This is a genomic window from Streptomyces sp. MK7 (genome assembly GCF_032658145.1).
GTDB lineage: Bacteria > Actinomycetota > Actinomycetes > Streptomycetales > Streptomycetaceae > Streptomyces > Streptomyces spiralis.
Window position 1 is genome coordinate 47184 of the sequence record NZ_JAVACL010000011.1, and the last position, 13636, is coordinate 60819.

At 73.0% G+C, this 13636-nt stretch carries 14 protein-coding genes and 1 pseudogene; 6 read left to right on the forward strand and 9 right to left on the reverse strand.

From position 1 onward, the window contains the following. The first annotated feature begins 12 nt into the window (after nt 1–12). Complete coding sequence (locus tag R2S09_RS15175) at nt 13–1869, forward strand: HSP90 family protein (protein WP_316741504.1); 1857 nt, start codon at nt 13–15, stop codon at nt 1867–1869. A gap of 2 nt (nt 1870–1871) precedes the next feature. Next, nucleotides 1872–4808 (forward strand): hypothetical protein, encoded by a 2937-nt coding sequence (locus tag R2S09_RS15180; RefSeq protein WP_316741505.1) that lies wholly within the window; start codon nt 1872–1874, stop codon nt 4806–4808. An 82-nt stretch (nt 4809–4890) separates the two neighbouring features. On the opposite strand, the gene R2S09_RS15185 is transcribed toward R2S09_RS15180, so the two are convergent. From R2S09_RS15185 to R2S09_RS15195, 3 genes are all read right to left on the reverse strand, one after another. Beyond that, on the reverse strand, nt 4891–5115 hold the full coding sequence (locus tag R2S09_RS15185; protein WP_306185170.1) for a hypothetical protein: 225 nt from the start codon (nt 5113–5115) through the stop codon (nt 4891–4893). After that, nucleotides 5112–5345 carry a hypothetical protein gene (locus R2S09_RS15190; protein WP_316741507.1) on the reverse strand — a complete coding sequence of 78 codons (234 nt, stop codon included), beginning with the start codon at nt 5343–5345 and terminating at the stop codon, nt 5112–5114. Before R2S09_RS15190 ends, R2S09_RS15185 begins: the two co-directional genes overlap by 4 nt. Nucleotides 5346–5464: 119 nt before the next feature. Beyond that, the gene (locus tag R2S09_RS15195; RefSeq protein WP_306185167.1) at nt 5465–6172 is read right to left on the reverse strand and encodes a maleylpyruvate isomerase family mycothiol-dependent enzyme; all 708 of its coding nucleotides are present in this window, start codon (nt 6170–6172) and stop codon (nt 5465–5467) included. Between the two features lie 359 nt (nt 6173–6531). Here R2S09_RS15195 and R2S09_RS15200 point away from each other — a divergent pair, with 359 nt between their 5' ends. Both R2S09_RS15200 and R2S09_RS15205 read left to right on the forward strand, forming a co-directional pair. After that, nucleotides 6532–6720: a hypothetical protein gene (locus tag R2S09_RS15200; RefSeq protein ID WP_306185165.1), complete on the forward strand. Its 189-nt coding sequence runs from the start codon at nt 6532–6534 to the stop codon at nt 6718–6720. Beyond that, a complete protein-coding gene (locus R2S09_RS15205; protein WP_306185163.1) occupies nt 6717–7673 on the forward strand; it encodes a ThiF family adenylyltransferase in 957 nt (318 codons plus the stop codon). Before R2S09_RS15200 ends, R2S09_RS15205 begins: the two co-directional genes overlap by 4 nt. Nucleotides 7674–7732: 59 nt before the next feature. Here R2S09_RS15205 and R2S09_RS15210 read toward each other — a convergent pair whose 3' ends face one another. Beyond that, complete coding sequence (locus R2S09_RS15210; protein ID WP_306185161.1) at nt 7733–8416, reverse strand: hypothetical protein; 684 nt, start codon at nt 8414–8416, stop codon at nt 7733–7735. Nucleotides 8417–8591: 175 nt separating this feature from the next. Here R2S09_RS15210 and R2S09_RS15215 point away from each other — a divergent pair, with 175 nt between their 5' ends. Beyond that, on the forward strand, nt 8592–8768 hold the full coding sequence (locus R2S09_RS15215; RefSeq protein ID WP_306185159.1) for a hypothetical protein: 177 nt from the start codon (nt 8592–8594) through the stop codon (nt 8766–8768). A gap of 69 nt (nt 8769–8837) precedes the next feature. On the opposite strand, the gene R2S09_RS15220 is transcribed toward R2S09_RS15215, so the two are convergent. The 5 genes and pseudogenes from R2S09_RS15220 to R2S09_RS15240 form a co-directional block, all read right to left on the reverse strand. Then, complete coding sequence (locus R2S09_RS15220; RefSeq protein WP_306185157.1) at nt 8838–9122, reverse strand: hypothetical protein; 285 nt, start codon at nt 9120–9122, stop codon at nt 8838–8840. Between the two features lie 69 nt (nt 9123–9191). Next, nucleotides 9192–10205, reverse strand: coding sequence for a DMT family transporter (locus R2S09_RS15225; protein WP_306185155.1), 1014 nt, complete (start codon nt 10203–10205; stop codon nt 9192–9194). Further along, nucleotides 10202–10810: a TetR/AcrR family transcriptional regulator gene (locus tag R2S09_RS15230; RefSeq protein ID WP_306185153.1), complete on the reverse strand. Its 609-nt coding sequence runs from the start codon at nt 10808–10810 to the stop codon at nt 10202–10204. The genes R2S09_RS15225 and R2S09_RS15230 overlap by 4 nt, the downstream gene beginning before the upstream one ends. A gap of 60 nt (nt 10811–10870) precedes the next feature. Continuing rightward, nucleotides 10871–11762: pseudogene (locus tag R2S09_RS15235) on the reverse strand (helix-turn-helix transcriptional regulator). A 196-nt stretch (nt 11763–11958) separates the two neighbouring features. Further along, a complete protein-coding gene (locus R2S09_RS15240) occupies nt 11959–12501 on the reverse strand; it encodes a GNAT family N-acetyltransferase (RefSeq protein ID WP_306185151.1) in 543 nt (180 codons plus the stop codon). 130 nt (nt 12502–12631) lie between these two features. On the opposite strand from R2S09_RS15240, the gene R2S09_RS15245 reads away from it, so the two are divergent. Continuing rightward, nucleotides 12632–13624: an aminoglycoside phosphotransferase family protein gene (locus tag R2S09_RS15245; RefSeq protein ID WP_316741511.1), complete on the forward strand. Its 993-nt coding sequence runs from the start codon at nt 12632–12634 to the stop codon at nt 13622–13624. Nucleotides 13625–13636: the final 12 nt, after the last annotated feature.

The window sequence follows — 13636 nt, forward strand, 5'->3', positions numbered from 1 at the left end:
CCGGACTGCCCGATGACTCTGCCCGACACCGCTGCGAACCAGGCCGGCGCCGACCGCACCTTCCAGGTGGATCTGCGCGGCCTCGTCGATCTCCTCTCCCACCACCTCTACTCCAGTCCCCGCGTCTATCTGCGCGAACTGATGCAGAACGCGGTGGACGCGCTCACCGCCCGGCAGCGCCTCGAACCGGCCGCCCCCGCCGACGCCTTCGGTGTCCGCCTGTACGCCGACGGTTCGGTCGTGCGCGTCGAGGACGACGGCATCGGCCTCACCGAGGCCGACGTGCACGGCTTCCTCGCCACGATCGGCCGCAGCAGCAAGCGCGCCGATAAGATCGCCGAGCAACGCGGCGACTTCATCGGCCAGTTCGGCATCGGCCTGCTCTCCTGCTTCCTGGTCGCGGACGAGATCCATGTCCTCAGCCGCACCGCCCGCACCCCCGACGCACCTGCCGTGGAATGGCGGGGACGCGGCGACGGCAGCTACGCCGTCCGTACGCTGCCCGCCTCCGCACGCCCCCGGCCCGGCACCACCGTCACCCTGACGCCGCGCGCCGACGCGGGCGAGTGGACCCGGCCGGCCCGGGTGCACGCGCTGGCCCGCCACTTCGGCTCCCTGCTGCGCCACCCGGTGACCTTCGACGACGGCGCAGGAGGCCCCGGTGGCCCTGGCGCGTCCGTCAACCCCGAGCCCGCCCCCTGGGCGCGCACGTACCCCACGCCCGGATCCCGTTCCCGCGCGCTGACCGCCTACGGCGAGGAGGTCTTCGGGTTCACGCCGCTGGACACCATCGAACTGGACCTGCCGGCCGTCGGATTGAAGGGCATCGCGTGCGTGCTGCCCGAGTCGGTGCCGGCCGGGCGCCGCCACGGCCACCGCGTGCACGTCAAGGGCATGCTGCTGTCCGAGCAGGCCGAGGAGATCCTGCCCGAATGGGCGTTCTTCGTCCGCTGCGTCGTCGACGCCGAGAGCCTGCGCCCGACCGCGTCCCGTGAGTCCCTGTACGAGGACGACACCCTCGCCGCCGTCCGCGACGCCCTCGCCGAGCGGCTGCGCGCCTGGATCGCCCGGGCCGCAGCCAGCGACCCGGACCTGCTGGGCCGCTTCCTCCAGGCCCACCACCTGGCCGTGAAGTCGCTCGCGGTGCACGACGACGAGATCCTGCGCATGCTGCTGCCCTGGCTGCCGTTCGAGACCACCGACGGGCACTGCACCCTCGACGAGTTCGCGCGCACCCACCGCACCGTCCTCGTGACATCCAGCGTGGAGGAGTTCCGGCAGGTCGCGGCGATCGCCTCGGCCGCCGGGCTCGGCGTCGTCAACGGCGGCTACACCTACGACCGCGAACTGGTCCACCGGCTCCCCGAGATCAGGCCCGAGGCCACGGTCGCCGACCTCGACCCGGCGACCCTCACCGCCCACCTCGACCCCGTCGACCGGGAGACGGAACTGGCCGCCGCGGCCTACCTCGCCCAGGCCCGGGACGCCCTCGCCGTCTTCGACTGCGACGTCGCGCTGCGCACCTTCCAGCCCGCCTCCGCCCCCGCCCTCCTCGTCGACAGCCGCGAGGCCCGGCACGAGCGCACCCGCTCCCAGCTCGCCCGTGAGCAGGAGGGCGGCGTGTGGGGCGACATCCTCGGCGCCCTGCGCCAGGAGGTCCCGCGGGCCCAGCTGATCCTCAACCAGCTCAACCCGCTGGTCCGCACCGCCGTCACCATCGACGAGCCCGAGCTGGCCCGCACCAGCGCCGAAGCCCTCTACGGGCAGGCCGCGATGCTGTCCCGGCGCCCGCTCAGGCCCGCCGAGTCGAGCCTCATCAACCGCTCCTTCCTCGACCTTCTCGCCCACGCCCTCCGCAAGGACAGCTGACGATGCCGACCGCACCCCAGACCACCGACGAGCTGTACCAGGCTCTCCAGCAGAACCAGCGGCGCCCCTACGGCCGCACCCGCACCGTCACCGCCGAGGAACTGGTCGACGCCGCCGAGCAGTTCGCCGAGCCGCTCCCGCTCGCCCGCGCCCTGCTCGAACTCCAGGAGGCCTACACCTACGGCTCCGAACCCCGGAAGTCGCCGGTCGTCTTCGCCCGTCTGCTCACCCTCTTCGACGAGCAGCCCGACGTCTTCGACGAACGCCTGCGCCACCTGCTGTTCTGGCGGTTCAAGTGGGTGGCGGGCGCCCTGCGCCAGCTGCCCGAGATACCGCTGGCCGGCCTGCGCCAGTGGCTGACGGAGATGCGCGACCGGTACGAGAAGGCAGGCCTCGGCCTCCAGCCGTACTACGGACAGGCCTACCAGCTCGCCGCCCACATCGGTGAGGACACCGCCCTCGCCTACGAGCTGTGGGCGGGCCGCACCCGCACCCGGCTCAGCGACTGCGAGGCCTGCGAGATCTGCGAGCGCGCCCGGTACCACCTCGCCGCGAACGACGACGAACGCGCACTGCGCGTCTGGGAGCCGGTCCTCGCCGGAAAGGAGTCCTGCCAGGAGGAACCCGCCCGATCCGTCTCGTACGCGCTGCTGCCCCTGCTGCGCACCGGCCGCACCGACCGTGCCCGCGAACTGCACCTCACCGGCTACCGCCTCGCCCGCCGCAACCCCTCGATGTCCGGCGAGGTCGGCCGGCACCTGGAGTTCTGCGCGCTGACCGGCAACGAGGCACGCGGCCTGGAACTGCTCGCCGAGAACCGGATCCTCTTCGACGAGGTGGACTCGCCGCTGGACCAGCTGGACTTCCTCACCGGCGTCGAAGTCCTCCTGAAGCGCGTCGAGCACCTCGGCCACGGCGAACTGCCCGCCGCCGGACACGCGGGCCGCACCTGGACGGTGGCCGGCCTGCGCGCCGAGGTGCGGAGCCGCGCCGACGACCTCGCCGCCCGCTTCGACGCCCGCAACGGAACCACCAGCCACACCGACCGCCGCAGGGCCCGCCTCGACCGCGCCCCGCTCCTGGACACGCTGGAACTGACCCTGCGCACCCGCAGCCTCGACGACGTGGCTCCCACCTCCCCGGCCGCCGCACCCACCGCCGCCTCCCCGGCCCCCGCCGTCCCCGATACGCTGCCCGAACTGATCGTCCGGGCACGGACGTCGGACGAGCAGGGGCACCCGGACGCACGCGCCTGCTGGGCGCGACTGCGTACGCTCGTCGCCGCCCCCGACTACACCCATCCCGATGACCCGGCCGTGGGCCCGCTCCTCCAGCTGCGCGCGGACCTGCTGGCCGAGGAGGCCAACCGGGCCGGCGAGAAGGACGAGTTCACCGACTCCGCCGCCCTCCACGAGCAGGCCGCGGCCCTGTACGACGACGCCGGCCTGCCGGGCCACGCGGCGCTCGCCCGCGCCGGCGCCCTGCTGGCCACCGCCGAGCTCCCCGCGCAGGGCCCGGACGGAGCCGAAGCGAAGGCCGCCGCACTGACCGCCGCCCACGCGTCCATGGTCCGTCTGCACGAGGAGACACCCGGCCTCGCGCCGTACCAGGAGGCCCGCGTGCTGCGGCTCCGGGCGACCGCGCTCGGCCTGCGCCTGCAGACGTCGAGGAGCGAGGAGCACGTCGCACCGGTCTTCGCCGAGGTGGACCTGCTGCTCGCGTTCGCCACCCGGCACGAGATCGTCGGGCAGATCTCCGGCGGCCTGCTGCTGCGCGCCAGCACCTACGCCATCTCCGGCGACCTGCCCGCCGCGGTCACCGAGATCGACGCCCTCCTCGACCGGCTGAAGGCGCACGGCCCCGCCTGGCATCTGCCCCGCACGCTCGGACTGCGCGGCCGGATCCAACTCGCCCTCCGCGACGCGCAGACCGCGTACACGAACCTGACCGAGGCCCTGCGACTGGCCGCCGACTGGCCGGCCGACGCGGTCGACGCCACCCGCCTCCACGGTGATCTGGCCGAGGCCTGCATGCACCTGGGCCGCCCCGACGAGGCACTGCGGCACCTGACGCGCTCGGCGGAGCTCGGCCTGCGCCACGGCAGCCGGACGGACGCGTTCTGCGCCTACGGCAACGCCGCCCAGCTCAGCCTCGACCTGGGCCGCGTCGAGGACTGCATCGCCCTGCTCGACTCCCTGCTGGCCGAACCCGACGTCGCCGCCGGAGAGCTGGACGACCGCCTCGTCGCCCAGCTGCGCCTGACCCGCGCCCGCGCGCTGCACGCGGGGGAGGACCTCAAGGCCGCCACGGCGGAGTTCGTCGCCCTCGCGGCCGAGTCGGCAGGCTGGGACGACGACCCGGGGAGCCACGCCATGATCGCCGCGGAGACGGCCGTACTCCTCGGCGAGTCCGGCGAGTTCGGCCGGGCCCGCGAGGCCGCGGACCAGGCACTCGCCGCCCACACCCGGGAGCCGCGCTACGAGCAGCTCAGCAGCTGCCTGCGCGAACTCGCCCGCCTCCAGGCCAAGCAGCAGGGCCCCGAGGGCCTGGCCGACGCCCGCGCCTTCCTCGACGACGCAGGCCGGGTAGCCGACGAGGCCCGCGCCGCCGAGTACCAGGCCCACGGCCGCTCCCTGGACACGGCGCTGGCCTACGAGCACGGGCGGGTCAACGCCTACGCCGGCGAGTACGAGGACGCCCTGGCCGCTCTGGAGAAGGCCCTCGCTCTGCTCGGCGAGCCGGGGCCGGAGGACGACCGCGCCGGCGAGTGGGCCGAGTGCGTCCGCCTCGCGGGCGCCGTGGAGGGCATCTACCTGGAGCGCCCCGCCCCCGCCCTCACCCGACTCGACGCCGCCGTCTCCCGCCTGACCGCGCTGGGCCACACCGAGGAGGCCGAACCCCTCGCCTCCTTGGCGGCCCGGCTGCGCGACGAGGAGTGACGCTTGGCACTCCGGTGCCGGGGCAACAGCCCACCCCGGCACCGGAGTGCGGATCCCGCAGGACGAGGTGCGGCACAGGCGGTCAGTCCTCGCGGACGGCCTCGCCCACGAGCCTGCGCAGTTCACGGTCGAGGGCGGGCAGATGGTGTGTCCTGCCCGTGACGGTGAACCATGTGCGGAGCTCGAGAGTGAGCGCGATGCGACAGAGCGGAAGACGCGGACGCCAGGCCTCGGACCACTCGCCGGGCCGCCGCCCGGGTGCACGGACGCCGAACCCGGACAGCCTGGGCTCGCCGTCCTGGCTCACAGCAGGGCGGCCAGTTTCTCCACGCTGCGGGCGCCCTCACGCCGTACGCCCAGGGGCACCAGCGCGGCACGGGACGGCAACCGGACACCTCCGGTGAACGCCACCCGCGTGCCCGGGCCTTCGGGGGTCGCCGCCATGCCGATCAGCAGGAACCGGCTCTGCAGCCAGCACCAGCCTGCCGCGTCCCGGGGCTCGGACTTCCGATCGCACGGGACATCGCGCGGGCGCACGGGGGGACGCTGCGCGTGGTAGCGGGGGACGCGGGGACGGGACGGGTGCACGCCTACGGGCGTGCGTCCCCCGGACGCGGGAAGGAGCCGTCGGGACGCAGCGGGGCGCGGGGCGCCGTTCAGATCCAGAAGGGCGCCGGGGGGACCTTGTAGGTCCCGGAGGCGGTGAGCCCCGTGCCGGGGGAGCGGCCGCTGAGCCAGGCGAGGAGATCGGCCTGCCGCCCGCTGACCGTGGGGCCGCCGGTCCCCAGGGCGTGGACGAGGCCGGTGTCGGTCGCTTCCAGACGCAGCGGCGGGGTGTCCTGCCGCCGGGCGAGTGCCCGGACGATGTCGTCGGTGATCCATCGGGCGGTGTCGGCGGGTATGTCGGAGAAGCCGTAGCCGGCGTCCAGGTCGGCGTGGTGGATCTCCAGTTCACGCAGCAGGGTGGGCACGAGGGTCGTGGGCGTCCGCGACTCGCCGGTGCGCATCCGGACCTCGGTGTGCCAGGCGGCCGGGGGCAGGGCTCGCACCGCCTCCTCGAAGCGGGCGACGGCGTCGCGGACGTCGGCGACCAGGTCGGCGACGGGCCGTCCGGCCCCGGCCTCGATCTCGGCGGCGCGGGCCTCCATGCTCGCGTACTGCGGTGTCTCGACAGCCGTACGCGCCCAGGTGAGCAGTCGGCACAGGCTGTCCATGGCGCGCGCGACATGGGTGATGACATGGCCGCGGGTCCAGGGCGGCACCAGCGTGTCCCCGGCGACCTGGGCGTCGGTGAGGGAGGTGACGGTGGCGGCGAACCGGTCCGTGGACGCGGCGATCGGCTCCAGAGCCCCGATGTCCTGCATGACGCCCCTGACGAGTATCCACGATGCGGAAGTATCTGGCCGGATTACGGAAATGCTGCTCGACTGTAAGTACGGCGCTTCCGCGGCGTCAACCAGCTCACCGCGCCCGCGTGTTCAACGGCGACGGACCTCGCCCCCAGGACCCGCACATCAAGACGCCGCCGCGGTCACCGTCCGTTCCGGGATGCCTCCATACCGATGAGTAACGTTAGGACGGAGGCGCAGAAGGCGGCACAGGGCCGAGGCGGGAGACGCATCCCTTCTGTCACACCGTGGTACGCGGGATGGTGACCGATGGCGGCGGGCGAGAGGCAGCGACACAGCGAGGCCGCGCGCCGCCGGAGACGGAAGGAGCGACGGTGGGTACAGCACCAGAGACCTTGCAGCATGCGGAACCGACGCGGGAAGAGGCCCGCGACAGCGAGCGCTCCTGGTTCCTCGACACCGACACCGGGGAGCTGAAGCCCGACGAGCCGGATCAGCGGTCCGGTCGCGACCCGCAGGCCGGGGCGCGCGCCGTCAGGGTGTCCCGCTGGACCTTCGATTGACCGAGCTGCCCGGGGACCGCGTCTGGGCCCGGCACCGGCGGCGCACTGGCTCCGTTCTGATCGTCGGTGCGGGAGCGGTGGGCGGATTCCTGGCCGAAGAGCTGGCACGGATCGGGTTCAGCCCGCTTCGGCTGATCGATCCCGACACGCTCGAGGTCGAGAACCTCGTTCGGCACCCGCTCGGTGCCACCGCCCTGGGACGGCCCAAAGCCCCCGCACTGGCCGAGAAGATCCGCCGCGACTTCCCGCCGTGCGACAGCACCGGTCTTCGCGCCGACTTCCTCGGGCTGCCGGCCGACCGGCAGCGGACGCTGGTGGGCGACGCCGACGTGGTGGTGGCCGCGACCGACTCTGCCGCGTGCCAACGTCACGTCAACCGGGTCGCGTTGGCGGTCGGCAGACCCGCGGTGTACCCGGCGCTCTGGGTGGACCCCAGAATCCGTGACGCCGAGGTCGGCGAGATCCTGTGGGTGCTTCCCGGCAGGCGTACGCCCTGCTATGAGTGCGCGGCGGCGTTCCGGGGCGCGGCGTCGGACACCGAGGCCGCCCGCGGCGCCCGGGTGGACATCCAGCTGGTCTCTCTGGTCACGGCGCACGTCGTGGCCGCGCTGGCTCACCCCGGTGACGACCTCTCGGCGATCCTCGACCGAGAGCGCACCGCCATCTACCTCCACGGGTTCACCCCCACCTCGGCCGGCGTGCGGCCCGTCTTCCCGGCCTCGGGGCTGAGCAGCCGCAGCGTCCGGGTCCCTTTCCCGGTCCGGCCGTGTGCCGCGTGCCGTGGCTGGCGTTACGTGGCCACGTCCGAGGGGTCGGCCACGCACGGAACGGGTGAGCGGGGCCTCGTCGGGCAGCCGCGACCCGGTCGCCCGACCGCCGTCGTCTTCGCCGCACTCCTTCTGATCACGATGGTGCTGTTCATCGTCGCGCTCGCCGAAGGCTCGCACACGTGAACCCCGTCCCTCCGTCGGTGAGCCACCCCACCAACCGGCCGGCGGCGCTCGGAGCGAGTTCAGTAGCGGTGGCCAGGCCAGTGCGGGTCCTCCCAGCGGGCGGGACCGGTGAGTCCTATGAGCCGTATCCGGTGGAGCAGTTCCTCGGGCGCGTCCCGGCCCCGCAGCCGTGCCGGGGCGTGACGGACCAGCCATCCCGCGAGCTCGGTGCGCAACGCATCGGCGTCGTGCCATGTGTCCCAGGGAAGTCGGTCTCCCAGCAGGTCGTACTCCCAGTGGGCGGCGGCTTCGGCCAGATGCCGGTCGGCGACCGGATGATCGAGCGCCTCCCAGGTACGGAGCCATGGGCCGAGCACGGAGGACGCCTCCGTGCACAGCGCGAGAACCTCGTACACGGGAACAGCGGGATCCGGTTCGGTGAGGCTGTGAGCCCACCAGGCATGCAGGAACTCCGACACCGCCGCGCTCTGGTGCGTGGGCCACTGCTGCCAGTGGCCACGCGTGAAGGAGAGCCCGACCTCGTCCATGCCGAACAGGGGCTCCACCAGCCCGCCGACCAGTGCTCTGGCGAACTGGGGGAGGATGCGGCGCAGTACAGCGCCGTGGTCCGTCCAGTCGGGGGCACGCCATGTGCGATGCAGAAGGTCCGGATCGAGCTCCACGTCCGGGACCTTCAACAGCGCGAGCTCTTCCTCGCTGCCCCAGTGGCAGTCGCACTGTGTCTCGTCATCGCGGGCGGTCATACCGCGGAAGGTGACGGCCAAGCGGTCCATGGCGCGGTCGAGTCGGAGTCGTGAGGGACCGTCGGGGAGGAGGGTCATCGTCGTCGGCACAGCCTTTTGGGACTCCAGCCGGCTTCCGCCAACCGAAGATCGCAGCCTAGCGTCCCTGTTCGTTCGACGCGAGCGAGTGCGGCTCGTGCTGCTCGCGGTCCTGGCTGTCGCGGGCGGGGCGGCGGCGGGGCGCCTGGAGATGACGGTCGTGACGGATCACGGGGAGCACACCTCGTTCGTCCTCGGCATGGTCGCCGGCTCCTCGGATCCCGGAACCGAGGACGTGGTCGACGCGATCCTCGCCGGCACCACCCTGACCTGAACCCGGTCCGCGCGTTCTCGCGAAGACCGGGTGCGGCCGCTCGCCCGGCCGTGGCCGCGCGCGCCGCAGTCACCGCTTCGCGCACCTCGGGTAGGAGGCGCCCTCGGAGCACGAGTTGTAGACCGAACTCGACACGTCGAACTCGACCTCGTCCCCCTTCGAGGTACGGACGGTCAGTTCGTACTCGGTGTGGCACGAACGGCGCTTCTTCTTGCCGGTCCCCTTGGACTTGCACTCGCGGTCGGTGTCCTTCGCTATCACCTTCCCGGCGGGACCAGGCTTGTGCTGACCGGCACAGCCGGTGAGGGCGAGTGCGGCGACCGCGGTGACGGCGAGGGCCAGACGGATACGCATGAGTCGGTGTTCTCCTGTCCTGGGCGACGTGACCATTCCGCGTCGTGCGGCGGAAAAGTCCGGTTCACGCTAGCGGGGTGGTGTCCAGGGCGGGACGGGGTCCGGCTGAGGTGTGCCGTCGGCGTGGGCGCCGGTGTGCGGCGGGGTGGCGGTGCGAGGTCTTGGCGCGGTCGGTGCCGTGAGCACGGCCAGGCAGCCGACCACCGACGCGATGCCGGCCCATCCCAGTGCGGACAGGCGTTCGCCGACGACCAGGACGGCCAGTACGGCGGCGACGGCGGGCTCCAGCAGGGAGAGGGTGGTCCCGGTGCTCGCCGGGACATGCGCGAGGCCCCAGCCGAAGAGGACGTAGCCGGCGGACATGGGCACCAGGGCCATGTAGGCGCCGACGGCCGTGTCGGGCCAGCTGTCGACGAGCGGGGCGCCGGTGGCCAGCAACACGGGCATCAGCAGTACGCCGCCGAGGCCGAAGACCGTGCCCATGGCCGCGGCGGAGCTGACACCACGGCTGATCAGGCGGTGCGCCGCCCAGGAGTACAGGGCGTAGGTGAGGCCGGCGACCAGGCCGAGCCCTACGCCGAGCACGATGGACCCGGCTGAGCGGGTGGCGGGGCCGGAGTGGGCTCCGGTGGATTCGGCCGCGCAGAGCAGCACCGTGCCGGTCAGGCCCAGGGCGGCGCCAGCCGTCCAGCGGCGGGTGAGGCGGCGTCCGTCCAAGACGCGTTCGACGAGGGCCGAGGCGAGCGGGGCCGAGCCGATCGACACCACCGTCCCCGCGGCGACTCCGGCCAGGTGCATGGAGCTGTAGAACGCCAGGGGGTAGGCGCCCACCGCCAGACCGCCGAGGAGGACCACTCCGCGCCGCGTGCGGAGCGCGGGTGCTTCCCGGCGGATGCGCGGGACGGCGACGAGCGCCTGCAGCAGCCCCCCGCATCCCATGGCGACGGCGCCGATCGCGAGAGGTCCCACGTCGGGAGCGAAGGTCGCCGCGGTGCCGGTGGTGCCCCAGAGCACCGACGCCAGCAGCACGCACAGCGAGCCCACGCCCGTCGAGCCGGTCAGGTGTCCGGCGGGCCGCGTCACAGCCGGTCCAGCAGGTCGGCCGCGATCGTCCGGGCGTGCTCGAGCCGGGTGCCCGCGCCCTCCAGACCGGCGCGGGCCATCGCGCCCTCCAGCAGGAACGCCAGATGCTCCGCCACCGCACGGGCCCGCTCGGGCTGATCGGGCAGGAGGTCCGCGACGTGCTCGGCGAGCAGGGACTCGACTTCCTCCTTGTGTCGGCGTACGACGAGGCGCCCCTCGTCCCCCGCGGGCAGCTCGGCGGCCGCGTTGAGCAGACCGCACCCCCGGAAGCCGTGCTCGTAGGCGAAGGCCGCGAGGTCCGCGTACGCGTCGAAGACGGCGAGGACGCCGCCGCGCGCGCCCTCCGCCTCGGCCAGCCGCTGCCGGTACAGGCCCAGCCACTCCTCGTGCCGCGCGTCGAGGTAGGCGATCACCAGGTCGGCTTTGGAGGAGAAGTTGTTGTACAGGCTCATCTTGGCCACGCCCGCTTCGGCGGTGATCGTGTCGATGCCCGTGGCGGCGACACCGTCGGCGTAGAAGCGGCGGGACGCGGCGGCGAGCAACCTCTCGCGCGCGGGTCTCCGCCGCCTGCTGGGCTCCGGTGCGGCGGCGTCGGTCCTGTTCATCGCGTCCCCTCCAGTCATTAGGTAGGTCAGTCTACCTATTGGGATGCGATGTGGCGGGCGTCAGCTTGTGGTCGGCTGACGCGAGCGCGCCGGAGCCTCGTGGGTGGCGGCCCAGGACGCGAGCAGGCGCAGGCCCTCTTCCGAGGGCGAGCCGGGCTCGGCGGTGTAGATGGTCAGGGTGAGGCCGGGTTCGGCGGCCATGTCGAGGCCTTCGAAGGCGAGGGTGAGTTCGCCGACGACCGAATGATGGAACCGCTTCGTTCCGGTGCCGTGGTGGCGGACGTTGTGGGCGCCCCAGCGGGTGCGGAACTCCTCGCTGCGGGTGGACAGCTCCCCGACGAGGTCGTGCAGATCCTTGTCCTAGGGTTACGGCCCGCCTCGGTGCGCAGGATGCCGACGGCCATGTCGGCGAAGAGGCCCCAGTCGGGGTAGAAGCGGCGGGAGGCGGGGTCGAGGAAGTTGAAGCGGGCGAGGTTCGCCTGGTTCGCGGGGCCGGCGTAGACGTCGTGGTAGAAGGCGCGGGCGAGCTGGTTGGCGGCGAGGAGGTCCATGCGGCCGTTGCGGACGAAGGCGGGTCCGGCGGTGATGGCGTCCAGGGTCCGCTGCAGGCTGCGGTGGGGCTTCGACTGGTCCTTGGACCGGCGCCGCCGGGGGCGGGTGAGGGCGTCGGAGCCGTCGGCGGCCTGCGCGAGGTGGAGGAGGTGGGCGCGTTCGGCGGCGTCCAGCTGGAGGGCGCGGGCAACGGCCTCCAGGACGGCCGGGGAAGGGCCCGCGAGGCTTCCGCGTTCCAGTTTGGCGTAGTACTCGACGCTCATGTCGGCCAGGGCGGCAACCTCGCTGCTGCGCAGGCCGGCACGCGGCGCCGGGGGCCTGCGGGCAGTCCGGCCTGCTCGGGGGTGATCTTGGCGCGCCGCGAGGTGAGGAACTCGCGGACCTCTTCACGGTTGTCCACCCCTCGACCGTACGTCGCGCAGGCCGGGGGGAGAAGTGTAGTGCCGGTACACCCCTCCCCCGGCCTCGCTGCCCGCGCGCAAGAGCGGTCGTCCGGGAGAGACGGCACTTCGACCACCCCGGACGTGCCCGGGCCCGCCGCGCGCGCCGTCGCGCCGCTGCCGGCGGTGACGGCCTGCGGGTGCGCCGGGCAGGGTCTAGCCCGTCGAGTCCGGCTTGAAGTCCTGGCCGAGGAGTCCGAGCAGCACCTCGTCCAGGAACTCGCCCATCACCCAGGCCGAGGAGCGCAGCACGCCTTCGCGTACGAAGCCGTTGCGCTCCGCGGCGCGCAGCATCGCGGCGTTGTCGGAGAGGGTCTCGATCTGCAGCCGGTGCAGGCCGCGCACCACGAAACCGTAGTGGCACAGCACCGCGACCACGTCGGTGCCGTAGCCCTTGCCGCGGCAGGACGGCAGCAGCCCCAACCCGATGTGCGCCGACCGGTTGTGAGTGTCTATGCCCCACAGCGTCGCGGTCCCGACCAGTGTGCCGCCGTCCAACTCCACCACGGAGAACGGGACGTGCCCCTGCTCCTTGTCGTCCACCACGAGCCGGGGATCCTTCGAACCGGGCGTGATCGGCCGCCATGGCCCGCCTTCGGCCCGCGAGGAGTTGACCACGTCGTCGTAGAGCTCGGTCCGCAGGATCGGGATGTCGTCCTCGTGCCGGGCCCTGAGCCCGACCTTGTCGCCCTTCAACATGCGGGCTTCCTATCCGACCGGGCCGGCCGGCGGCAATCCAATAAGGACCCCTAAAACCGCGTATGGACGGGGCTGCGGACGACCGGCACCATGGGAGCGCTTCCATGTCCTGTGTCCGAAAGCGTGCCTTATGCAGAGCCAGACCAAGCGCAGCGTGACCCCCGACGAACTCGACACCATGCTCCGTTCCTCCGCGGGTGTCGGGTGCCGGGTGGAGGCAGAACTGGCCGACGGCTGGTTCAACACCGCCTACCGTGTCGCGCTGGACGACGGCCGGCCCGCCGTGGTCAAGATCGCCCCGCCGGCCGATGTCGCGGTCCTGCGCTACGAGCTGGGCATTCTCGGAACGGAGGCCATGGTCTACCGGCGCATCGCCGGCCTCCCGGACGGCGGGGTGCCGGCCCCCTCCCTGCTGCACGCGGACAAGGAGTTCCTCATCCTCTCCCACCTGGTGGGCACCCCCTGGGACAAGGCGACCGACAGCCTGCCACCCACCGTCCACGCGGCGCTGCGCCGCGAGCTGGGCGCGATCACCGCACGGCTGCACACCCTGGCACCGGAGGACGGCCGGTTCGGGTACCCGGCCGCCGAGTCGGCGCTGTCCGCCACCGACTGGCGGACGGCGTTCACCGCCATGGTGGACGCGCTCCTGGACGACGCCGAGCGCTGGCAGTCCCCGCTCGGCGTGTCCCACGCCGACATACGCGAACTGGTCGCCGACGGCGGGTACGCCCTCGATGAGGTCGCCGAACCCCGACTGGTCCACTTCGACCTGTGGCCGGGCAACATCTTCGTCCACTCCACCGACGACGGGAAGCACGCCCGGATCACCGGACTCATCGACCATGAGCGGGCGTTCTGGGGCGATCCCGCCGCCGAACTCGTCTCCTTGGCCTTCGGCGGGGACGCCGGCCCGGACAGCGACCTCGTCGCGGGCTACACCGAGGCCGGAGGCAGCCTGGACTTCGGCCCCGCGTTCCGCCACCGGCTCGCCCTCTACCACCTCTATCTCGGCCTGCTGCTCGTCATCGAGTGCGGCCCCCGCGGCTTCGGCTCCGACCACCTCGCCCTCTGCCGTCGCACCCTCGCCGACAGCGTGGCCAGGCTCCGGACACCGGGGTAGGCGCCCAGGGAG

Excerpts from the sequence above, each read along its gene's own strand:
- R2S09_RS15180 (WP_316741505.1), top strand. The coding sequence starts at position 1,872 with ATGCCGACCGCACCCCAGACCACCGACGAGCTGTACCAGGCTCTCCAG.
- R2S09_RS15230 (WP_306185153.1), bottom strand. The coding sequence starts at position 10,810 with ATGAACAGGACCGACGCCGCCGCACCGGAGCCCAGCAGGCGGCGGAGA.
- R2S09_RS15245 (WP_316741511.1), top strand. The coding sequence starts at position 12,632 with ATGCAGAGCCAGACCAAGCGCAGCGTGACCCCCGACGAACTCGACACC.
- R2S09_RS15210 (WP_306185161.1), bottom strand. The coding sequence starts at position 8,416 with ATGACCGCCCGCGATGACGAGACACAGTGCGACTGCCACTGGGGCAGC.
- R2S09_RS15220 (WP_306185157.1), bottom strand. The coding sequence starts at position 9,122 with ATGCGTATCCGTCTGGCCCTCGCCGTCACCGCGGTCGCCGCACTCGCC.
- R2S09_RS15240 (WP_306185151.1), bottom strand. The coding sequence starts at position 12,501 with ATGTTGAAGGGCGACAAGGTCGGGCTCAGGGCCCGGCACGAGGACGAC.
- R2S09_RS15175 (WP_316741504.1), top strand. The coding sequence starts at position 13 with ATGACTCTGCCCGACACCGCTGCGAACCAGGCCGGCGCCGACCGCACC.
- R2S09_RS15195 (WP_306185167.1), bottom strand. The coding sequence starts at position 6,172 with ATGCAGGACATCGGGGCTCTGGAGCCGATCGCCGCGTCCACGGACCGG.